The sequence below is a fragment of the Campylobacter sp. P0085 genome, assembly GCF_002139495.1.
Taxonomy (GTDB): domain Bacteria; phylum Campylobacterota; class Campylobacteria; order Campylobacterales; family Campylobacteraceae; genus Campylobacter; species Campylobacter devanensis.
The window spans coordinates 25,225-47,412 of sequence record NZ_MJKB01000003.1 but is presented as its reverse complement, the minus strand read 5'-3'; the positions used below and the strand labels follow the sequence as shown (position 1 = coordinate 47,412).

Below are 22,188 nucleotides of genomic sequence, written 5' to 3'. Positions count from 1 at the left end.
TCCTTAATGCAAGTCAGCATTTAGCTTAATAGCTCTTTTACTAATGCTAGCTGTGATTTGACCTGTTTGGCTATTTTGGCGATAGTGAATTCCATTTAGATTGGCTAGTTCAAGTGCTTTATATATCTCTTTATCAAATTTAAACCCTGGATTTACTTTTTCAAGAGCCTCTTTATCGCTTATATATATTTTTGTACCTTCAAGAATTGCTATACCAGCATCTATGATACAATCATCGCCAAGAGGTACACCAGTTACTGAATTAGCACCTAAAAGGCATCTTTTACCTACGCTAATTGGATTGCCATTTGTGCCACTTAGTACGCCTAAAATACTCGCACCACCGCCTACATCGCTTCCATCTCCTACGCTTACAGAGCTTGAGATTCTACCTTCTACCATTACTGATCCAGTTGTTCCAGAGTTGAAGTTGATATATGAAGCGCCTGGCATTACTGTTGTGCCTGGTGCTAGGACCGCACCCATTCTTACTTTTGCACTATCTAAGATTCTAGTATTATCGCTTGGTATTATGTGATTTAAGTAGCGTGGGAATTTATCTACGCTTACAATATTTGGATACCAGCCTTTCATCTTTAGCCAAATTTCATTCTCTCTTAAATTGTCTAATTCGTGTGGATTGCCATCACTATCCCAGGCTAGATTTGGTAATAAACCAAAAGCGCCATTAAGATTTAGTGATCGAATTTCGGCTTTATTTAGTGATAGTAGATATAGTTTTAGATAGACAGCTTCAACGCTTTTTGGCGCATCATCGCTATATAAAAATGTTACTACAAACTCAACATCGTTTTCCATCTCGCCATCATTTAAAATCTCATCTACTATTAATAGATTTTGAACATTTTTATGTTTATCGCCTTCGCATTCATCTAGTAAAAAATCAAATATATTAAGCGCATCAGCTGTAATAGCCGAGTTAATCGGTGCTACAAATTCACTCCCACTATTATCGATTTTTATACCATTTTTTTCAATTGCCCAGCTTAATACAGCTGCACTTCCATAATTTTCATTCATATTTACTACTGCGTAATTTACGCTGATTGTTTTGGCTGATTTACCTTTTATGCTTCTACCGATTGCAAATGCAATTGGATCTTTATAGCCAGCTTGAGAACGAATCTCATCGGTAAATTTTTTTAAATCATTTAAATTTTTAATATTCATATCTTTCCTTTTATTTAATTAAATTGACTCTTTATCCATCATATCTTTGTAGCTACTTAGAGCATTTTTACGCTCTTGTAGATAGCTATTTAGTTTTGGCTTGCTTTGTTGTATAATTAGTTCAAAATCATCTTGACTTTTTATTCCATCTTCGCCAAATTTATCCAAAAGTACATTTGAATTGCCTACTAAGGCTAAATATTTTTGGTTTTCGTAGTTTAGTAAAACTACTTTATTTTGGGCATCTAATGACTTTTCATAAAGGACATCTACACTCTCATTGCTCCAATCAAAGTTACTTATAGAAGCTGTAGTAGCTTGAAAATTTGAAGCGGTTTGATAGTTTGAGTTTGCTTGCAAATTTGGTGAAGATTGAAAATCTTGAGCTGTTTGATAACTTTGTGCCGATTGTGAATTTGTAGTACTTTGATGATTTTGTTCTATTTGAAAATCAGCGGCTTGATAATTTTGCGATACTTGTGGATTTGGTGTAGCAATATCAAATGGTTTTGGATTTGGCGTAACTTTTGGTGTATTTATAGTAGTTTTAGTAGTTTGTATGCTTTTGGCTTGTTGATTTTTTTTTGTATATTTAGCTTTGATAAACATTAAAAAAACAAAGAGTGTAAATAGAACTAAAATTACTATAATGTAGTTTGTATACATATCATCACCACTATCTTTTTTGGTCGGGATATTAGCTAGTGGATTTTGTTCTTTTGGTTGAGTGTTTGCAACTTGTGTTGGTTTGATATTTTGTGCTGATTGGGCAGTTTTTTCTATAGCTAACTGATTGGTAGATTTCATTGGGATTTGTGGTGTTACACGAATTCTAAGACCAAATTTATCACTAGTTTTAGAGGCAACTATAGAGATTGGCTTAGATGATTTTAGCTGCAGTGTAGCACTATTATTAGCTGAGGTAATTAAAATATTTTGGATAATATTTGATTTTATCTGCTTGCTTACTTGACCTTTTAAAGATAGATCGCTTAGGATGATATAGGTTAAATCAGCGTTATTTTGTTGTTTTATAGTGCCATCATATGGAGCATCAAAACTAAGCATAATATCGATACGCTCATCACGTTCATATATATTGTGAGTAAGTAAATTTGCTGCCCAAATTGGCAAAGCTATAAATATTAAAAGCCAAATTTTCATATTAGCTCTCTTCTAAAATATTGGATTACAGATTTAGAATCTAATATCTCATTTATACGGATTGCCAAGTTTTTTTCATATACCATTACCTCGCCCTTGCCAAATATTCTATTATTGATGTATAGTTCTACGCTTTCACCAGCTGGTTTATCTAAATCTATAACTGAACCAACATCAAGTCGTAAAAGCTCACGTACACTAATAGTAGTCATACCAAGATCGCTAATAAACTCTACGCCAATATCTAGCAACTCATCGTAGTCACGAAATAATCCATTTTGGCTTGTATTTGTCCCGTTCATACTTTTTTATAACCTATTTTGAAAGTTTTATTTTTTATTTTAAAGATATGAGATTTTTCAAGTCTAACTGGAAATCTCTCGACTTTGCCTAGAAATTCAGGTGTACCAAGCCTATAAATTCCATCATTATTATCACTTAAGAGATGCTTGGCATAACCTACGATTTGATTAGCTACCTCTCTGCTTAAATCGCCTAAATCAGTCTTTTTAGCCTCTTCAGTGTTAAATAGTTTATCTACAAAAAGCTCTAAAGTCTCTTTTTTAAAATATAGATAAAATTGAAACTCTATATCATCTTTATATAAGGGAATACTAGCACCATATAGGTCTTTTCCTAGACTTTTTCCCTCTTTTATCTCGTAACCAAATACATCAGTGCAAAAGTGTCTAGTAGCATAATTGATAGCATTTAGCATTATAATCTCCTTAAGTTTTGGCTAATATTATACAAAATTTAGCTTTAAAAGAGTTTATTTGACTAAATTCTGACTGATTTTAGTTTGAAATTTAGCCAAATTGTGTAACTATTCAAATAACTCTTTTATCTTTTGATGTGCGGTTTGTGGGTCAAATTTGCTTGTAATCTCTACAATTTTTGTGCCTATAATTGCGCCATCTGCATACTCTTTTACCTTTTTGACATCGCTAGCATTCTTGACCCCAAAGCCTATGGCGACAGGTAAATTGGTATTGTCTTTTATAAACTCAATCATATCTTTGAGTCTATCTAGTGAGCTTTGTTCGCCACCTGTTACGCCAAGAGAGCCAACAGCATATATAAATCCACTAGAGCCGCTTAGAATCTCTTTTGAGCGTTTAGTGCTTGTAGGGGCAATAAGGCGAATTAAGCTAATGCCATATTGCTGACATTTAAGAGCAAACTCGCAGCTCTCCTCATAAGGCATATCAGGGACTAAAATTCCACTAATTCCACACTCTAAACTTTGGCGTAAAAATTTATCTTCGCCATAAGCTAAAATAATATTGTAATATACTAAAAATACCAATGCTTTAGAGGTTTTAACACCTTTTAGCATATCAAAAACTTTTGTTGTATTTACTCCGTTATGGCATGCTTGAAATGCTGCATTGGCTATAAGTTTGCCATCTGCTAAAGGATCAGAATAAGGTATTCCAATCTCAATTATATCAAGCACGCTATCATCAAGTAAATTTAAAAACTCTTTGCTGTATTCTAAGCTAGGATATCCAGCTACAATGTAGCCGATATTTGCTTTTTTGCCTTTAAAAGCATTTGCTATCTTATCCATATATTGTTCCTTTTTTATAATCCATTATAGTATGCATATCTTTATCGCCTCTACCACTTACATTTACTACAATATTTGAGCGTTTTTGTAGTGTAGGACATAGCTTATCTAAATAAGCTAGGGCGTGAGAGCTCTCAATAGCTGGTATTATCCCTTCTAATTTTGATAGAAGTCTTAGGGCATTTATGCACTCATCATCACTAACAGCGTAGTAGCTCACTCTACCTATATCTTGTAAATGCGCATGCTCGGGTCCAACACCTGGATAATCAAGCCCCGCACTTATGCTATGAACGGGCAAAATCATTCCAAATTCATCTTGTAAAACGATGGTTTTCATTCCATGGATTATGCCATCAGCGCCCTTAGTTAGAGTTGCTGCGTGGTATTTAGTCTCTATACCAAGCCCAGCGGCTTCTACGCCTATTATATTTACACTTGGATCATCTAAAAAAGCTGAAAATATACCTATAGCATTACTTCCACCGCCCACGCAAGCGATGATATAATCAGCTTTTACGCCTTTTTCATCTAATTGTGCTTTGGCTTCAGTGCCAATTATACTTTGGAAATCTCTAACGATTTTTGGGTATGGATGAGGCCCAACAGCTGAACCAATCACATAAAATCTTGTTTCTATCTCATTTACCCACGCTTGAATAGCTGCCGTGGTAGCCTCTTTAAGCGTGCCAAGTCCATCGCTAATAGGCACTACATTAGCCCCTAAAAGCTGCATTTTATAGACATTTAGAGCCTGTCTTTTGGTATCGCATTCACCCATATAAACATCACACTCCAAGCCTAAAAGCGCCGCCGCAGTCGCAGTAGCCACGCCGTGCTGACCAGCACCTGTTTCGGCTAAGACCTTCTTTTTACCCATTTTTTTGGCAAGCAAAGCTTGGGCTAGGGCGTTATTGATCTTGTGAGCTCCTGTGTGATTGAGATCTTCTCTTTTTAGATAGATATCATGCCCATAATGCTCACTTAGCCTTTTGGCGTGATACAATGGGCTTGGTCTGCCTACATAATCTCTTAAAAGCTCATTTAACTCAGCCTTAAACTCATCGCTACTAGCTATCTTTTCATAAGCAACTTCTAACTCATTTAATGCGCTCATCACGGTTTCAGGGACAAATTGGCCACCATATTTACCAAAATAGGCTTTTGCATTCATCTTAAATCTCCTAAATTAACTATTTTTAAAATTTCATATATCTTTTTGCTATCTTTAAACCCAAACTCATCTTCTATTTTGCTATTTATATCAATTAAATTTGGTTTAAGCTTCATAGCTTCTTTTAAATTTTCTACACCGATTCCACCGGCTAAACCAAATTTGATATCTAAATTTTTTAATAAATCCCAATTAAATTTAACCCCATTTCCACCCCTTTTTTCGCCTTTTGTATCAAATAATATTTTATCATAACTCCCATTAAGCTCTGGCAACGATTCACCCACGCTAAAAACTTGCCAAACTTCACAACCAAATTTGGCCTTATCATCTACTTTTTCATAGATTTGAACGGCGTCTAAATTCGCTAAATTCACTATCTTGGCTATCTTATCAAACTCAATTCCAGCAAATACTCCAACAACTTTTATACCAAATTTATGAGCCAAATCAGCAATATTTTTAGCCATTTCTAAGCTAACTTGCCTTTTACTCTGAGCGAAAATCACACCGATGAAATCAACCCTTTGAGCGTCAAATTCGCACTCGCATACGCTTTTGGCTTCGTTTAAATTTTTGATACCGCAAATTTTGATTAATGGCTTCATCTTAAAACCTAAAAAATGTAATATCTCAAAGAAGTCTCGGCAATTTCTTTCATAATCTCAAACATTTCATCAATACTCCACTCGTCTTTTCTAAAATACATACTCACTGGTGCAAATTTGTTATGTTCGCTATTGCCGTCAAGTTTGAAAATATAAGTTTTATTTAGATAGTAAAATTCGTTCATTGTACTAAGTTTTGAAAAAACATTTTTTGTCGTTATATCATCTTGATTAAAATCATCTCCGTGTCCGAAGCATACAAATGGTGTTATATCTTCATGGTTCATCATCGCTTTTATTCCGATTAAATTTTTTCCAAGCCTTTCTATCGCATTACCACGAGCCTGTTGTTTTAGCCCTTCTGCTAGTCTTTTATCATTTGTGCCTTGTCGTTTAACTTCTGCTGCTAGAAGCAACTTTTGATAATTTTCATCATCTTTCTTTTTTAAAATCAAAAATCCACCGTCTGGCATGATAGTATTTTCTTCCCAATTTGTATCAAATTGTTTTCTAATACCGCCATTTCTGATATTATCCATCATTATTTTTAGCGATAAAGATTTTCCAAATTCAAAATAATATCCATCGAAATTTTGTATATTTTTAAAACGATTCATTAAATATTCAATCGTTCTATCCATAGCTATTCCAATATTTCTATCATCAGATTTAGAATTTACATTTTTTGCCTTATGTTGATTTTTATTTTTTCTCAAATCATCGCTACTTGCCATTTTTTATCCTTTTTTAACGATATAAAGATACTCTGTGACATATAAATCTCTTGAGTTTAAATTTCTACTAGCTCTGTAAGTTGGGTATTTGATCTCGACCTTATTAACCTCGCCAATTTTTGCTAAATTTATCAAAAAATCATTCATACTGATAAAGCCATCTGAGTTAAATGAGATGATTAGATATTTGGCTTTAAATTCGCTTAAAAGGTTGAAAAATTCATCGCTCGCTTTAGCTTTTTTATTATATTTTGAGCGGTTCCAGTCGTTTGGTATGCCACTAACTTTGCTAATTTGCCCTATATTTGGAGCTTTAAAATCGCTAATTAAATTTAACATAAAGTAGTTTGACCCATAAGGATGTTGATTATAAGGTGGGTCAAAATAGGCTATATCGACTTTTGATATGGATTTGGCGAATTCCAAAGCGTCATTTTGGAAAACCTCAAATTCACTTTGAAAATTTGAAAAAATCGGCATTTTTAGCTCTATTTTGCCTAAAATTCGCCTCAATGCATTTTCGCCCTGTCCGCCAAATTTACCAACACCATCTTTGTCTTTATAAAATCCTTTGAAAATCCCACCGGTATTGGAGTGGATGGAGGCTTGGCTAAGCAGTGGAGCGATAAAATATTTTTGAAATTCAGTTGGAATTTTAGATATTTCATCTCTTAAACCGCCTAAAATTAACGCATTTTGCCTAGAGTAAAAAACTCTTTCATTTTTTTGGATATTTTCATCATTTTTTGGGGCATAAAGTTCGCTTATAAAGCTCTCTTTTGGGGTGAAATTATTTTGAATTTGAGTAAAATATTTAGATAGATTATCTATCAAATTTGGATTGGAATTTGATAGATAACATGAGTTTATAATGTATGAGTATCTCTCTAAATCATTGGCAAAGATTATGCTAGAATGGGTTTTTGCAGCTCTTGCGACTATGCCGCTACCACTAAAAACATCAGCAAATGATATCTTGCTTTTGGCAAGATTATTTTTGATATCAGTTATCACTTTGATGATATTTGATAGGAGTGAGCGTTTATTGCCTAGATAGCTGATTAATTGCTCACTTAGATACTCTTTATTTTCGCTCATTTACTGCCTTTAATATAGCTTTGATAAAACTCCCAAACCTTGCCGGATTTAATCGCATTTAGGATTATATTCTTAGCTTCTAGTGGAGAGTTGGCGCCATCTGCTGTATATAGAGCAAACATCGCATTTAAAAGTACTATATCAAATTTTGGCCCACTAAGCTCGCCTTTTAGTGTGGCTTTTAAAATTTCGGCATTGTAACTAGCATCGCCACCGGCAATATCAGCATGAAATGCCCTTTTAAAGCCAAATTGCTCTGGCGTGATCTTATATTCTAGTATTTTGCCATCTTTTACTTCATGAATTAGCGTCTCATCACAAAGGCTTATCTCGTCCATTCCATCCATGCCATGCACGACAAGAGCGTGTTTGCGACCTAAATTTAATAAAGTAGCCGCAATTAGCCCATTAACTTCTTCAAGATAGTTTCCTACTACTTGATTGCTAAGGCTTAAATTTGGATTAAGAAGTGGCCCAAGGATATTAAACACAGTTCCCACTCCAAGCCTTAATCTCACATCACGCACGCTAGCTGTAATAGGGTGAAAATATGGAGCATGAAAAAAGGCTAAATTTTGGTTATTGAGTTTAAATTTCAAATGCTCGATATCGCTACCAGGATTTATGCCTATTTGACCTAAAACATCGCTACTACCGCTTTTGGAGGTTATGGCTTTGTTGCCGTGTTTGGCTACTTTGATACCCAAAGATGCTAGTATGAAGGCTGTTGTTGTGGAGATATTTATCGTTTTTAAACCATCACCACCTGTGCCTACTATATCCATCATTTTGGAGTTATCACTATATGTAGTTGAGTATTTTAGTATATTTTTCACAAGTGCTGCTAAGCTATCTGGATATAGGGATTTTTCGCTTATTAAAACTAGTAAAGCCCCAAGCTGGACTTCATCATAATTTTTCTTATAAATCTCTTTACATATTATCTCATAATCCTTACTATCAAGGGCAAAGCCCTTTTGGAGCTTGGTAAGAAATGGTGCGAAATTGGCTTTTTTAGGCTCTTCATTATCTTTTTTATTTAGTGAGACGAAGTTCGCTATTATCTGTTTGCCATATTGGCTAAAGAAACTTTCAGGGTGAAATTGTATCCCAAAAATTTGATTTTTACTATCTTCTAACGCCATCAAAACCCCATCGCTGCTATAAGCTGTGGCTTGTAAGTTTGGTGGTAGATTATCTACATATAAAGAGTGGTATCTCATTACACTAAATTCAGTTGGTAAGCCATTAAATATAAGGCTATTTTGTTGGATATGAATTTGGGATATTTTGCCATGTACCGGGGTGTCAAGCACCTTGATATCAGCACCATAAACTAGCCCGATAGCTTGATGCCCAAGGCAAATTCCAAGTATAGGAATGCCTAAATTCGCCCTTAAAATATCTAAGCAAACGCCACTATCTTTAGGGTGTTTTGGACCCGGGCTTAGGATAATTTTAGATGGATTTAAGGCTTTGATCTCATCAATTGTGATCTCATCATTTCTAACGCATTTTATAGACTCATTAGTTGTATCTAAGATATATTGATAGATATTATAGACAAAACTATCATAATTATCAATCATTAAAATCATTATTTATCCCTTTTGGTTGCGTATTGCTCGAAGATTTTTAGACAGCTTTTGCGTTTGTTACAGATCTCTTCATACTCATTTTGTGCTATGCTATCCCATACGATTCCAGCACCAGCACCGATAAATACACGATTGGAATCTGAATTTGGCACAAATATAGCTGAACGAATCAAAATCGCCATTTGCATATCACCATTAAAATGCCAAAATCCAATCCCGCCACCATAAATTCCACGGCTATGCTCTTCAAGCTCATTTATAATTTGCATCGCTCTTATCTTTGGGCTACCGCTAAGTGTGCCAGCAGGAAATATCGTAGCTATCGCATCCATCGCTGATGACGAGTCTTTAAGCTCTGCGTATATATCACTTACGATATGCATTACACTTTCATAAAGCTTAATATGTATAGGATTTATCACTTTTACGCTACTTGGAAGTGCGAATTTGCCTATATCATTTCTAGCTAAATCAATTAACATTCTATGCTCACTAAGCTCTTTTTCATCATTTAAAAGCTCATTTTTTATAATTTCATCTTCATTAGCATCTCTTCCACGCTTTTTGGTCCCGGCAATCGGGCTTGTGTGGATAATGCCCTTTTTGATCTCTACTACTAGCTCTGGGCTACTACCTACGATGGTGCCAAATTCGCTTGGGTAGTAAAACATATATGGGCTAGGATTTTGTGATTTTAAAATTTCATAAAATTCAAGTGGATCAAAATCGCTTTGTAGCTCTAAAGTTTTGGATAAGACTACTTGGAAAATATCACCATTTTTTATATAATTTTTAGCCGTTTCAATCATCTTTAAATAGTCGGCTTTTTGGCTATTTAAGTCGCTTTTGATGGTGTAAAAATAGCTTTTATCTGATTTAAGTGGCTTAATATCTTTAAGATTATTAAAGTAGTTGCTATCGCCATAAAAGCTATAAATTTTACTTTGTTTGTCATAGTGAAGATAGGCTTTAGCGTCGCTATAATGATATAATGGAAACTCATATAATGCGGGCTTAAGCTCGCCGATTTTTTCGAATTTATATACTGCTTCATAGCTTAAAACGCCAAAAAGCCCGGCGAAATTTGAGATTTTTTTGCCGTTTTTTATTCTATCGTTTAATTTGCCAAAGTCATCTCCGCTGATATACTCACAATCAATTCCGATGATTGCTTGAGTCTCATCTTCAGCTAGATATGATTTTGGATATTGGCGTAAAATTTCTTTAAAATATATGGTTGGATCATAGAGTAAAAGCATCTTATCTCCAAAAAGTTTTTTTAAAAAAATATTATACAAAAAATTTTCTTTATCAATCTTAAAATTTAGTATTTCAAAGCTAGATTTTATCTTAGGATTAATATAATTCCAAATCAAATTTAAGGTAGAAAAATGGTTGATGGATTTAGTGTGATTTTAGGTGATATGAGCCTTTTATGGGCGATTGCTGTTTTTGTTGCTATCGGTGTTGGTATAGGGTGTATTAGTGGGTTTTTTGGTATTGGTGGTGGGACAATTTTGGTGCCGATACTTTTAAATTTGGGTTTTGATATTAAAAGTGCGATTGGTATTAGTGTGCTTCAGATGTTTATGGGGGCGCTATTTGGTAGCTATGTGAATTATAAAAATAAAAAATTGGTTTTAAATGATGGGATTGTGGTTGGTATCGGCGGACTTGTGGGGGCGAGTTTTAGCGGATTTATAGTATCTATTATGCCTAGTATCGCTTTGAAATTTGTGGTGTTATTTATGTTGATGGTGGCGATAATTAAATTTTTTCAAGCAGATGTGAAAAATGATAATCCTAAAGAGATATCTAAATTTATAATGTTTGGTGTGGGGGTTTTAGTAGGTGCTGTGGCGATATCGGCTGGGATTGGCGGGGCGCTATTTTTAACACCGATATTTGTGGGATTTTTGAAAATGGATATCAAAAAAGCTATATCAATTGGGCTATTTTTTGTTATATTTAGCTCATTTTCTGGGCTTATAAGCTTAGCAAATGCGGGACTTGTGGATTATAAAAGCGGATTTACAATTGGGATTGGGTCTATAATTGGGGTATATTTTGGTGTTAAATTTGGCCATAAAGTTGATAAAAATACTCAAAAAAAATTGGCGCTTGGCCTATATATAATTATGTTTATTTTGATGGTTAAAAATATACTATTTTAATCAACTTTTGTGGCTAAATTCGGGTTAAAATCCATTTAAAATTTCAATAATTTTAGATATTATTTTAAGCTCAAAGCTATCTATAGCTTGAGTTTGAGGGTACTCAAAGCTAGATTTTTGGCTTTGTAGATTTAAATTTGTTTGATAATTATTGCTATCTTTAAGAGCGATTAAAAGCGAGGCTTGAGCATCGTAAAAATACTCATTTTCGTATCCATTCCCAAAGCTGCTACCAAAGCCAACATGCCTAAATCCGCCACTACCAAAGCCAAATTCCATAAAATTATTATTCTTAATATCGCTATTTTGGCGTAGGTAATTTAGCGTAATTTTGATTTCGATATCTGGATTTTGAGTAGCTTTTTTATAGCCATTTTGGATTAGGGCAGAGCTTAGATTATTTTCAAAATTTTCGCTGAAATTTTGTGAAGATATACTAAAGCTCTTGCCTTTTATATTTTCAGTGATAAAAATCGGATTAGAAGTTGAGAGATAACTAGTAAAAGCAGGCCCACTACAACCTAAAAATACCAAGCTAATTATAAGGCAAAAAAATATATTTTTCATCAAAATCCCCTAAAATAAATTTAGGTATTATACTATTTTTTCTCTATTTTTTGGTTTATGAAATAGACTAAAAACAAAACACTAAAGCTAATTATAAGCATAATCGCTGAATATATATGCGCAAGTTTATAATCTAATATCTCAACAGCGTCATAAATAGCGATACTAGCTACCTTAGTCTTGCCTTCTATGCTTCCGCCTATCATCAAAATCACTCCAAATTCGCCCAAAGTGTGAGCAAAACTAATGATAATAGCGCTCAAAAGTGATGGCTTGATATTTGGCATAGCGACACGAAACAAGGTAGTAAGCTTGCCTTTGCCAAGGCTATAACTAGCTTCTATAAGCGAATTTGGCAGGGATTTAAACCCTGATAAAATCGGCGAAAACATAAAAGGCAATGAGTAGATACAGCTAGCAATCACAAGGCCAGTAAAGTTAAATACAAGCCTAATATCAAAATATTTTTCCATAAATTCGCCCAAAAATGAGTATGGCGATAAGAGTATCAAGATATAAAATCCAAGCACCGAAGGCGGCAATACAAGTGGCAAGGATATCACGCTTTCTAAAACAGGCTTAAATCTAAACTCACATCTAGCAACGATATAAGCGAAAAATATAGATATGATAAAGAGTATAATCGTAGATATAATAGCTAATTTAAATGATAATAATAGTGGCGTCCAATCTATCATATATCCACCTTTAAATTTGATATTTGTGTGCTTAGAGTGATGGTATCTCCGATTTTAAATTTATTGATATTTGTAGCTGGAATTTTGTAAATTTGATTTGCGTATTCGCAGGTTATGCTTTGGCTATTTATCTCTAAAATTGTAGCTAATAGATTGATATTTTGATCCAAATTTGAGCTTAAAAATAGCTCTTTTGGGGTGCCACTTTGGATGATTTTGCCATTGTCAATCTCATAAATATGGTTAGCTAGTCTGTAAATTTCGTGTTTATCGTGGCTAACTAAGATTATACTCATATTATATTTTTTGTGAATTTGGCTTAAGTAGTCTTGGAGTTTAATGCGTAATTTCGCATCTAAAGCAGATAAAGGCTCATCTAAAAGCAAGATTTTAGGTCGCCTCATCAAAGCCCTTGCTAGGGCCGTGCGTTGCTTTTGACCGCCAGAGAGTGTGTGCGGATAGGCGTTTTGAAACTCTAAAAGCTCGGCTAATTCTAGTAATTCAGTAGCAAATTTAATATCATTTTTGGCAAATAGTAGATTTTGTATCACACTCATATTAGGAAATAGAGCATAATCTTGAAAAAGATATCCGATATTTCGCTTTTGTGGGGGCAAAAATATATCTTTGTTATAATATATCACCCCATCACTGCTAATAACTCCGCTATCAGGCTTATCAAATCCAGCAAGTAGCCTTAATATCGTGCTTTTACCACTACCACTTTTGCCATATAATGCGACAAATTCGCCATTATTTATCTTAAATTCAAGATCAAGCTTAAATCCATCAAAGGACTTTTGGCAGTGAAAATGGATCATAAATTCGCCTAATTAATCGCTTTATATCCAAATTTAACAAATATATCTTGAGCCGGCTTGCTAAGCAAGTAATCATAAAAATCTTTAGCTAATTTATTTTCTTTACCATGATTTAGGATTACCATTGCTTGGTCTATACTAGTATGAAGTGAGCCATCTAAAATAGCATAATTGGTATATTGTAGCATCTGTTTGGCCTTTAAAGCACTAGCTGCGACAAAACCGATATCACCAGCTTTTATAGTTTGATTTAGAGCATCGCCTATGCTATTTGCTTCAATGATTTTATCTTTAATCTCATCATAAATTCCAGCATTTTTAAATGCTTCTATCGTGGCAGCGCCGTATGGGGCGGTTTTTGGGTTGGCTATTATTATTGTTTTTATATCTTTGTTTTTTAATGAGTTTAGGCTTGGTTCATAGCCTCTAACGCTCAAAATAGCCACGCTTCCGCTAGTGTAAATAACAGGTTTATTAAGAGCAAAACCATCTTTATATAATACATCAGCGAAATCTATATTTGCGCTTAAAAATAGATCAAAAGGGGCACCATTTTTGATTTGGGCTACTAATTTACCGCTTGAGCCTAATGTTATGTTGATTTTAGCATCTGGGTGAAGTTTGATAAATTCGCTTTTTATCTCTTCTAAGACATAGGCTGTATTTGCCGCTGCGGCTACATTGAGTGTTGAGGCAAAAGAGCAAACCATCAAGGCTAAAAGTAGAAAAATTGATCTCATATTTATTCCTAATATTATAAATTTATACTTATAATTATATGAAAAAATAGTAAATAAATGGATATTTATAAATATAAATTATATATTTATATTTTAAAAAGTTAGCAATTACTCTTGCTTGACTAATACCAAGCAAGTAATAAACTAAGCCTGTGTCGCTATGATAATTTGACTAGCTTTGATAAATAGCTCAACTTCATCACCGACATTGATTCTCATATCTTGGGCTGATTCGTTAGTGATGATAGCGTGTATTGTCTGATTATTGCCTATATTTACGGCGATTTTGGCATTTACTGCACCTATTGTAGCTTTAGTTACTTTGCCTTTTAGCTTATTTGATGCAGAAATTTTAAGCTCATTATCATCGCTTTTAGCTAAAATTACGCTTGATGCTTTAAAGATAAATAAAACCTCTTTGCCAACTTCTAAGTTTAACTCTTTTTGGCTATCTATTGTGATTATGGATTTTAGCAATGTTCCATCGCTCAATTTAGCTGTGATTTGCGCATTTACTGCGCCGATATTTATATCTGTGATTGTAGCTTGAAGTTGATTTTTAGCGCTTAACTTCATATTGTTCCTTTTTAGATTATTTATGGCATGAATATCTGGATTGCTACAGATTTCATCTAATAAATTATTTTGAATTTTTAAAATCGCCTCATACACATCTATAATATCTTTTGCATATGCACTAAGCTCGCTACCACTATTTTTTCTCTTGCCATTTACCCTAGCAATTAATGGCTCTTTAGCTTTGGAGTTAAGTAGATCTAGGCAATCCCAAGCATTTTTATACGAGATATTAACTGCATTTGCTGCTCTAGTGATGCTTTTGGTCTCATCTAGAGCCTTTAGAAGTTTGATATGCTTTGGTAAAAGGGCTACTTCATCATCTAAAAATAGCTCAAGATTTATCCTAGCTTTCATAAAAACCTCTTTTAAATTTATTTTTCTTTAGCGTATTATAATATTTTATTATTAAAATTGGGTTTATATTTGAAAACAATAAAAATAAAATATACTAAATATAGTAAATTTTATAATTCATACTAACTTAAGTTTGAACTGATATAATATTGTCTTTTTAATTTATGAGGTAATATTATGGCTAGGATTTTTTTGGCTAGTTTTATATTTTTAATTAGCTGTTTTGCTGATGATATTGATTCATTTGAAGATGAGTATGCTACTAGCAGTTTTGATCCGCTTAGTGGATATAATAGGGTTATGACCGAGTTTAATCATGTTGTATATCAAAATATCTTGATACCAACATTTAAAGGCTATGATTATATAATGCCAGATTCTGCTCAAGATGCTATAAGCAATTTTTTTGATAATATTATATATCCAATTCGTTTAGTTAATAATCTTTTACAATTTAAATTTGCAGCAGCAGGAGAGGAGACGCTAAGATTTATTGCTAATACTATAATTGGTTTTGGCGGGATTAGCGATGTAGCAACTAATGTTTATGGGCTTAAAAGACACGATGAGGATTTTGGTCAAACACTTGGATATTGGGGAATTGGTAGTGGTTTTCCTATAGTATTGCCAGTTTTAGGACAGACAAATTTGCGTGATTTAATAGGTATGAGTGGGGACTTTTTCATTAATCCATTGAGTTATACCAATGAGATATTTACTGATGATGGTCATAAATATTTTCATCTAAATTTAGCTGTTAAATCATGGCAGCTAATTAACGATGGTTCTAAAGATCCAGAACTATATAATAAGCTTACTAGTGGTGCAATCGACTTATATACATTTATAAAAGATGGCTATGAACAACGTAGAAATGCATTGATTCAAGAGTAGAATTAAAAAAATTAGGATGGCAATGTGAAAAAAGTTTTATTTTTATTATTTTTAATTTGTGGTGTAACTTTTGGAATTGAGTTTAAAAAAATTGATGATACGCTAAAGAGTGATTTTAAAAAAGCAATAGAGATAATGAATGATAAATCTATAGTAAAAGAGCAAAAGCCTTTAGAGCTTTTTAAGCTTTTTGATGGATATTTTGACTACTCACTGATGGCTAGACTCTCTCTTTCTAAGCAATATAGTATGTTAAATCCTACACAGCAAGATGAGTTTGAAAAACAATTTGTAGCAAATTTAAAGGCATCTTTTACGCAAAAGCTTGGATATTATAGTGATCAAGAGATTGAGTTTGTAAAAGGCGAAATGGGAAACAAAAATCGATACAATGTCTATGCTGTAATAAAAAATAAAAGCGAAAATTATCCATTAATTTTTAAATTTCACCCAGCAAATAAGAGTGATTATCTAATCTATGATATTGATATTTTAGGCGTGAGTTTAGTTCAAAGCTATAGAAGTCAGTTTAATGATTTAAGTAAAAATGCAGGCTTTGATGAGATTATAAAGCGTCTTCAAAATGCAACAGCTGATCATAATGCCACTGTTAAATGAAAAAAATATTTAAGCTAATTGTCGCATTTCCTAAGGCTGTTTTAGCGTTTAGTTTGCTTATTTGCCTTGGAATTGGAGTCTTTTCTTATAAGCTTGAGATTGATGCTTCTACTCAGACTTTATTACTTGAAAATGATAAGGATTTAGCTATTTGGCGTGATATTACTAAACGCTATGATAGTAAGAATTTTTTAGTTATTGCTTATACACCAAATTTAGGACTTTTAAACCAAAATAGTCTAGATAAAATCGCAGCAATCTCAAGAGAGCTTGAGAATTTAAAAAGTGTCGATTCAGTTTTTTCAATCTTAAAAGCCCCACTTTTAACTAATAATCCCAATTTAAGCATTAGTGAATTAATAGAGGATGTGCCAAATTTAAGTAAAACTGGCATCGATATGGCCAGAGCCAAAGATGAGTTAATGAATAGCTTATTATATAAAAACTCATTAGTTAGTAGTGATTTTAAAACCACAGCTATTGTAGTAAATTTAAAAGATGATGAGACTTATGCCAGATTTTTAGAACAAAGAGCAAATCTAAAAGAGTTTGGCCAAAAATTAGCAAATTTAGAAATTGAATTTAAAAAATATAGAGACGCTCAAAGGATTGTTGAACATGAAAATATTACTAAAATTAGGGAGATTATAGAGCGCTATAAGGGAGATGAGCGGCTATTTTTAGGCGGCATTAGTATGATTGCTGATGATATGATAAGCTTTGTTAAAAATGACTTAGCAGTTTATGGAAGTAGTGTTTTAGTGCTTCTTGGGTTTTGTTTATGGTTATTTTTTAGACAAGTTAGATTTGTAGTTTTACCAGTGATTGTCTGTTTTTTAAGTGTAATTTTAGCAAGTGGACTATTTGGGCTTTTAGGTTATGAGATTACAGTAATTAGCTCTAATTATATAGCCCTTCAGCTAATCATTACAATTTCAGTGGTAATTCACTTAATCGTAGCATATCGTGAGCTATATTTAAAACATAAAATTTATACAAATGCGCAGTTAGTTTATCTTACTTTGCGTTCTAAATTTACACCTTGCTTTTTTGCAATTTTTACTACAGTAATTGGATTTTTATCACTTTGTCTAAGCGATATTAAACCAATTATTATGCTTGGGGCGATGATGAGTGTGAGTATCTCTATATCGCTTTTGGTGGCGTTTTTTATTTTTGGTAGTTTGCTTATGATGCTTAAGAAAAAAGAGCCCAAAATGAGCTTTGAAAATCACTTTAAATTCACACAGTGGTGTGCTAAATTTGCCATAAATCAACCAAAAATAATATATATAATTAGTTTGTTTATAGTAGTTATTGGTATTTATGGTATTAGTCAGCTTAGGGTTGAAAATAGTTTTATAGGATACTTTAAATCAAATACTGAAATTTACCAAGGTATGAAGGTGATCGATCAAGAGCTAGGTGGAACGATTCCTTTGGATGTGATTATTAAATTTAAACCAATTGAGCAAAATAGTGATGATGAACTAGGCGAATTTGAAGATGAATTTGGCGGTAGTCAAGAGGAGCAATACTGGTTTAATACTTATAGGCTTGATATTATTAAAAGAGTTAATAAATTTATTGCTGAGCGTGAGTTTGTTGGAAATGTTAGCTCGCTTGCTACTTTACTTGAAGTAGGAAAAAGTATAAATAATGGTAAGGAGCTTGATCCGCTTGCACTTTCGCTAATCTATACAAATTTACCTAATGAGTATAAGCAGCTAATCTTAACACCATATATAAATATAGAAAATAATGAGGCAAGATTTAGTATTAGAACTATCGATAGTGATCCAAATTTACGCCGTGATGAGTTTGTCAAATCACTCAAGGCTGATTTGCAAAAACTATTAAAAGATGAACCAGTAGAGATTCAAGTAGCTGGCGTAATGGTATTATATAATAATATGCTTCAAGCTCTCTTTAGTTCACAGGCTGATACATTTATATTTGTAGTTTTGGCACTATTTTTGGTTTTTGTAGTAATTTTTAGAAGTATTAAGCTATCACTAATTGGAATTATTGCAAATCTTGTTCCTTTGTGTGCTGTATTTGGCATAATGGGGATTGCAGGAATCCAGCTTGATATTATGAGTATTACAATTGCTGCTATTAGTCTTGGAATTGGGGTTGATGATATAATTCATTATATTCATAGATTTAAAAATGAAAATCGTACGCATACTATCTCTAGTGCAGTAAAGCGTTCACACGCAAGTATTGGTTATGCTATGTATTATACCTCTTTTGCAATATTTTTAGGCTTTAGCGTGATGAGTCTTAGTAATTTTTGGCCGACTATATATTTTGGGGTTTTAACTGATTTGGTTATGCTTATGATGCTTCTTGGGGCGTTAATTTTGCTTCCTGCGATGATCTCTTCATTTTATAAAAAGCAATTATAGAGCCTAAGATGGCTCTATAATTTAGCGATTTAAAAGAGTATTTATAAATTCAACTTCATTTAAATTATTTTTAGAGATAAACTCTTTAATGCTGGTATCTTCAAATTCAATATTTTTACTATTTAAGTATTTTTTAACCGCAGTTTTATCACTATTTAAAGCCATCATCGCACTACTTAAATTTGCACTCATAAAGCTAGAGTATAGCTCTTTTTGTGGTAGTTTTGACTTGTTTGAATTTGAAGCAAAAACCACAAATATTATAGCAGCTATTATGGTAGCACTTATAAAGCCAAGTTTTTTGCCAGTAAAATATTTCTTAAATGGCGCAAGATTAGCAAATATATGAAGCACACATGCAAGTACCATTACTATGCCGATATATTCGTGGGCTATCTTGATACCATAGTTTTTAAGATCAAAAAACATAAAAACACCAGTAACACCAACAATGGCAAATGTAGCGATAGTCGCTGTAGTAGCTATTGGTTTGGAGACTTTCATTATCTATCCTTTGAGTTAAATTTGGCAAAATTATTTCAAGAATATGTTAAAAATATGTGAATTAACAAAATAAAGTTATTTTACAAAAAGATATATTTGTTATAGCAATTTTATTAGATAAATTTAGAGTTATTATTGTCGTATTTTATAATAACAAAGGAGTGAATTTATCTTAAAACATGTAAAAATGAGTACGCTTTACTAACTCCGTCAGTATGCAAGGCGTACCACAAGGCTCGTTTTTCTTGTTCAATGCTATTGACCGCACCGCTAAAAACTACATCACACTGTACGATATGAATGTTGATATTTGTGCTATCAATGAGCGGATCAGCTATTAGATCAGTTTTAATTTTAGTTAGCAATGCTAATTCATCAAAGAAGTGACATGCGTTTGGCGTTTTGAAATTTATATATGTTTTAATATGATTTATACCCATTGTATCACGAGCTAAATTGATCAGTTCTATTTTATCATCCATTGTAGCAACCTCTCCAATTAGCAATACTTCGCCCCATTGAGAGACTATATCTAGATGAAAATTGCTTAAATTTGCACTAGCTAGGATTTTTGCTTGAAGTTTTTTTTGTATTACATTATCTTTTATTATTGTGTAGATTCCTCGTTCATCTTTATTGATAGTATAAGCATCATATATTGAAGTTAAATTAAATAGTGGCGATTTAAAAGTGCAGCCACTTAGAATAATGCTAGCAAAAATCATATAAAATATAAATTTCATTGGATAATTTTATCTAAATTTCAACAAAATATCTCTTAAAAACTTTTAAAAATATATATTTAGCTTGAATTTATTAAAATTTCGATAAAATTTAGTCTTGCATTATGTAAATTTAGTGATGCCAAAGGTTAGGTATATGCGATACGGCAAAGTTTTTCTTGCTTCTGGACTATTGAGAAGAGCTATAATTATTTTAGCGATATTTCTTGCTATGAGTGGTTTTAGCTTGCATTTTATATTTACTAATGATAATATAAGCAATGTCGTATATTTAGGCTTTTCAACGCTTGCGATTATGCTTTTAGTACTACTTTTGGAGATATTTTTATTTATTAAAAATAATCTTATTATACCAATTGCTAATACTAAAATGTTTATTGATAAGCTGGCTCGCAAAGAGATTATCGATCCAGTTTCAAATTTTGATTTTTATCATATAAATAAAAATATTTATGATTTATTTACATCGTGGGTATGCTCACAAAATAGCCTAAAATACTATATGGAATATTATAGTTTATTATTTGATAGAAGTGATATAAAGATTTTATTTATCGATGCTAAAGATGGCTCTATAATGGATGCTAGCCGTTGTGCGGTGGAATTTTATGGCTACTCTAAGGGCGAGCTATTAACAATGAGTATATTTGATATTCGTGTAAATGATGGAGCAAAAACTAACTATCATAAGCATAAATTAGCTAGTGGTGAGATTAAATTTGTTGAGGTGATTAGCACTCCAGTAAGCTTATATTTTAATGATTCATATTTTATGATTATTTTAGATGCTTCAAAAGCACAAGAAAAAATAGAGAGTCTAAATAGTGAGATTGGAATGATTGAGCATAATCCTGCAATTGTTATTAAATTTATCTATGATGAGAGCTGGATGAGCACTCAGCTTAGTTCAAATGCAAATTTATTAATTCCAAATGATGTTAAACAAATTGATATAAAAACTTTATGTCATAGTGATGATATCACTCCATTAAGCTTGGAGTTAGAAAGAAAGATAAAATTAGAAAATAGCATATATGATATGAAAAAAGAGCTTGATAGAGCTTATAGATTTAGGTTAAATAGTGGCGAGTATGGGTGGTTTAGACTTTTTGTTTCAAGTATGAAAAATAAAGATAACAAAACAGAAGTTACTATGTTTTTAGTTGATAGCACTGAACAAGAGATTTTAAAAGAGATTTTATCTAGTAAATTAAAACGCTATGAAAGTAGAATTTTAAGCAGTAATTTGTTAGGCTTTGAGTATTTCGCTCAAAGTGGTATTTTTAAATTTAGTATTGATTTTGTTGAGTTTTTAGGATATAAAAATAGTATTGATATGGGAGTTAGTTCTATTGAGGATATATATAAAATTGTTTATAGAGATGATATTGATATTTTAATTGATGAGTTAGATAGGTATATAGATGGCAGTTCACGGTTAATTGAGTGTGATATAAGGCTAATTAAAAAAGATGGAAGTCGAATTTATGTTCGAATTAAAGCCAAAGCCCTAGATACACTAAATGACTCTGATGAGATTATTGGTACTGCTACAGATATTAGTGATCATCATAATTTTGTAGTTCAAAACGCTATATCTAAGGCGATTATGCTTAGTTCTATTAATGGAATATTAATTTGTGATGCAACTGGAAATATATTAGATGTCAATGAAAGCTTTACAAAAATTACTGGATATAGCAAAAAAGAAGTTATTGGTAAAAAACCGCAAATCCTGCATTCAGGTAAACATGATAATGTATTTTATGCTAAAATGTGGTCTGATATTAAGCATTTTGGTAGTTGGAGTGGAAGAATCTATAATAAAAATCGTTCCGGTGAAATTTATCAAGAGCATCTAGTAATCACAGCTATTAAAGATGAACATGAGATAATTCAGCGATATGTGGCACAATTTTATAAAATAATGGAGTAAGGAGAGAAT

Annotated in this window: 23 protein-coding genes; 5 read left to right on the top strand and 18 right to left on the bottom strand. The window is 32.6% G+C overall.

The window, feature by feature from the left end:
• Positions 1–3: 3 nt before the first annotated feature.
• From CIGNP85_RS03800 to CIGNP85_RS03750, 11 genes are all read right to left on the bottom strand, one after another.
• The gene (locus CIGNP85_RS03800) at positions 4–1,191 is read right to left on the bottom strand and encodes a tetrahydrodipicolinate N-succinyltransferase N-terminal domain-containing protein (RefSeq protein ID WP_086252721.1); all 1,188 of its coding nucleotides are present in this window, start codon (positions 1,189–1,191) and stop codon (positions 4–6) included.
• A gap of 18 nt (positions 1,192–1,209) precedes the next feature.
• A complete protein-coding gene (locus CIGNP85_RS03795; protein WP_086252720.1) occupies positions 1,210–2,355 on the bottom strand; it encodes a hypothetical protein in 1,146 nt (381 codons plus the stop codon).
• Positions 2,352–2,657, bottom strand: a complete 306-nt coding sequence (gene fliN, locus CIGNP85_RS03790; RefSeq protein ID WP_086244477.1) for a flagellar motor switch protein FliN — start codon at positions 2,655–2,657, stop codon at positions 2,352–2,354. Before fliN ends, CIGNP85_RS03795 begins: the two co-directional genes overlap by 4 nt.
• Complete coding sequence (locus CIGNP85_RS03785) at positions 2,654–3,073, bottom strand: restriction endonuclease (RefSeq protein ID WP_086225500.1); 420 nt, start codon at positions 3,071–3,073, stop codon at positions 2,654–2,656. The genes fliN and CIGNP85_RS03785 overlap by 4 nt, the downstream gene beginning before the upstream one ends.
• Before the next feature lie 108 nt (positions 3,074–3,181).
• Complete coding sequence (gene trpA, locus CIGNP85_RS03780; protein ID WP_086234011.1) at positions 3,182–3,928, bottom strand: tryptophan synthase subunit alpha; 747 nt, start codon at positions 3,926–3,928, stop codon at positions 3,182–3,184.
• Complete coding sequence (trpB, locus tag CIGNP85_RS03775) at positions 3,921–5,102, bottom strand: tryptophan synthase subunit beta (protein WP_086240856.1); 1,182 nt, start codon at positions 5,100–5,102, stop codon at positions 3,921–3,923. Before trpB ends, trpA begins: the two co-directional genes overlap by 8 nt.
• Positions 5,099–5,710 (bottom strand): phosphoribosylanthranilate isomerase, encoded by a 612-nt coding sequence (locus tag CIGNP85_RS03770; protein WP_086287066.1) that lies wholly within the window; start codon positions 5,708–5,710, stop codon positions 5,099–5,101. The genes trpB and CIGNP85_RS03770 overlap by 4 nt, the downstream gene beginning before the upstream one ends.
• An 8-nt stretch (positions 5,711–5,718) precedes the next feature.
• Positions 5,719–6,444, bottom strand: a complete 726-nt coding sequence (locus CIGNP85_RS03765; protein ID WP_086287064.1) for an EcoRI family type II restriction endonuclease — start codon at positions 6,442–6,444, stop codon at positions 5,719–5,721.
• A 3-nt stretch (positions 6,445–6,447) separates the two neighbouring features.
• Complete coding sequence (locus tag CIGNP85_RS03760) at positions 6,448–7,542, bottom strand: DNA adenine methylase (protein ID WP_086287062.1); 1,095 nt, start codon at positions 7,540–7,542, stop codon at positions 6,448–6,450.
• Positions 7,539–9,140: an anthranilate phosphoribosyltransferase gene (trpD, locus tag CIGNP85_RS03755; RefSeq protein WP_086287059.1), complete on the bottom strand. Its 1,602-nt coding sequence runs from the start codon at positions 9,138–9,140 to the stop codon at positions 7,539–7,541. The genes CIGNP85_RS03760 and trpD overlap by 4 nt, the downstream gene beginning before the upstream one ends.
• Entirely contained in the window at positions 9,140–10,399 is a 1,260-nt protein-coding gene (locus CIGNP85_RS03750; protein ID WP_086287221.1) for an anthranilate synthase component I family protein, read from the bottom strand. The genes trpD and CIGNP85_RS03750 overlap by 1 nt, the downstream gene beginning before the upstream one ends.
• A 132-nt stretch (positions 10,400–10,531) precedes the next feature.
• On the opposite strand from CIGNP85_RS03750, the gene CIGNP85_RS03745 reads away from it, so the two are divergent.
• Positions 10,532–11,314, top strand: coding sequence for a sulfite exporter TauE/SafE family protein (locus tag CIGNP85_RS03745; protein WP_236845592.1), 783 nt, complete (start codon positions 10,532–10,534; stop codon positions 11,312–11,314).
• 24 nt (positions 11,315–11,338) lie between these two features.
• Here CIGNP85_RS03745 and CIGNP85_RS03740 read toward each other — a convergent pair whose 3' ends face one another.
• The 5 genes from CIGNP85_RS03740 to CIGNP85_RS03720 form a co-directional block, all read right to left on the bottom strand.
• Positions 11,339–11,881, bottom strand: coding sequence for a hypothetical protein (locus CIGNP85_RS03740; protein WP_086287056.1), 543 nt, complete (start codon positions 11,879–11,881; stop codon positions 11,339–11,341).
• Positions 11,882–11,913: 32 nt separating this feature from the next.
• The gene (gene modB / locus CIGNP85_RS03735) at positions 11,914–12,579 is read right to left on the bottom strand and encodes a molybdate ABC transporter permease subunit (RefSeq protein ID WP_086287054.1); all 666 of its coding nucleotides are present in this window, start codon (positions 12,577–12,579) and stop codon (positions 11,914–11,916) included.
• Positions 12,576–13,400, bottom strand: coding sequence for a sulfate/molybdate ABC transporter ATP-binding protein (locus CIGNP85_RS03730; protein WP_086240850.1), 825 nt, complete (start codon positions 13,398–13,400; stop codon positions 12,576–12,578). Before CIGNP85_RS03730 ends, modB begins: the two co-directional genes overlap by 4 nt.
• A gap of 8 nt (positions 13,401–13,408) precedes the next feature.
• Positions 13,409–14,140 carry a molybdate ABC transporter substrate-binding protein gene (gene modA, locus CIGNP85_RS03725; RefSeq protein ID WP_086287052.1) on the bottom strand — a complete coding sequence of 244 codons (732 nt, stop codon included), beginning with the start codon at positions 14,138–14,140 and terminating at the stop codon, positions 13,409–13,411.
• A gap of 144 nt (positions 14,141–14,284) precedes the next feature.
• A complete protein-coding gene (locus CIGNP85_RS03720) occupies positions 14,285–15,073 on the bottom strand; it encodes a TOBE domain-containing protein (RefSeq protein ID WP_086287049.1) in 789 nt (262 codons plus the stop codon).
• A gap of 177 nt (positions 15,074–15,250) precedes the next feature.
• On the opposite strand from CIGNP85_RS03720, the gene CIGNP85_RS03715 reads away from it, so the two are divergent.
• Genes CIGNP85_RS03715 through CIGNP85_RS03705 form a run of 3 tightly spaced genes read left to right on the top strand, consistent with a single transcriptional unit; the run spans position 15,251 to position 18,996 of the window.
• Positions 15,251–15,967, top strand: coding sequence for an MlaA family lipoprotein (locus CIGNP85_RS03715; RefSeq protein WP_086287047.1), 717 nt, complete (start codon positions 15,251–15,253; stop codon positions 15,965–15,967).
• A 24-nt stretch (positions 15,968–15,991) separates the two neighbouring features.
• Complete coding sequence (locus CIGNP85_RS03710) at positions 15,992–16,585, top strand: MlaC/ttg2D family ABC transporter substrate-binding protein (RefSeq protein ID WP_086225488.1); 594 nt, start codon at positions 15,992–15,994, stop codon at positions 16,583–16,585.
• Positions 16,582–18,996 carry an efflux RND transporter permease subunit gene (locus CIGNP85_RS03705; RefSeq protein ID WP_086287045.1) on the top strand — a complete coding sequence of 805 codons (2,415 nt, stop codon included), beginning with the start codon at positions 16,582–16,584 and terminating at the stop codon, positions 18,994–18,996. Before CIGNP85_RS03710 ends, CIGNP85_RS03705 begins: the two co-directional genes overlap by 4 nt.
• A 21-nt stretch (positions 18,997–19,017) precedes the next feature.
• Here CIGNP85_RS03705 and CIGNP85_RS03700 read toward each other — a convergent pair whose 3' ends face one another.
• Together CIGNP85_RS03700 and CIGNP85_RS03695 are read right to left on the bottom strand one after the other, a co-directional pair.
• Positions 19,018–19,500 carry a DUF4405 domain-containing protein gene (locus CIGNP85_RS03700; RefSeq protein ID WP_086239140.1) on the bottom strand — a complete coding sequence of 161 codons (483 nt, stop codon included), beginning with the start codon at positions 19,498–19,500 and terminating at the stop codon, positions 19,018–19,020.
• 167 nt (positions 19,501–19,667) lie between these two features.
• Positions 19,668–20,243, bottom strand: coding sequence for a BON domain-containing protein (locus CIGNP85_RS03695; protein WP_086228770.1), 576 nt, complete (start codon positions 20,241–20,243; stop codon positions 19,668–19,670).
• 136 nt (positions 20,244–20,379) lie between these two features.
• On the opposite strand from CIGNP85_RS03695, the gene CIGNP85_RS03690 reads away from it, so the two are divergent.
• Positions 20,380–22,179, top strand: coding sequence for a PAS domain-containing protein (locus tag CIGNP85_RS03690; RefSeq protein ID WP_180383729.1), 1,800 nt, complete (start codon positions 20,380–20,382; stop codon positions 22,177–22,179).
• Positions 22,180–22,188: the final 9 nt, after the last annotated feature.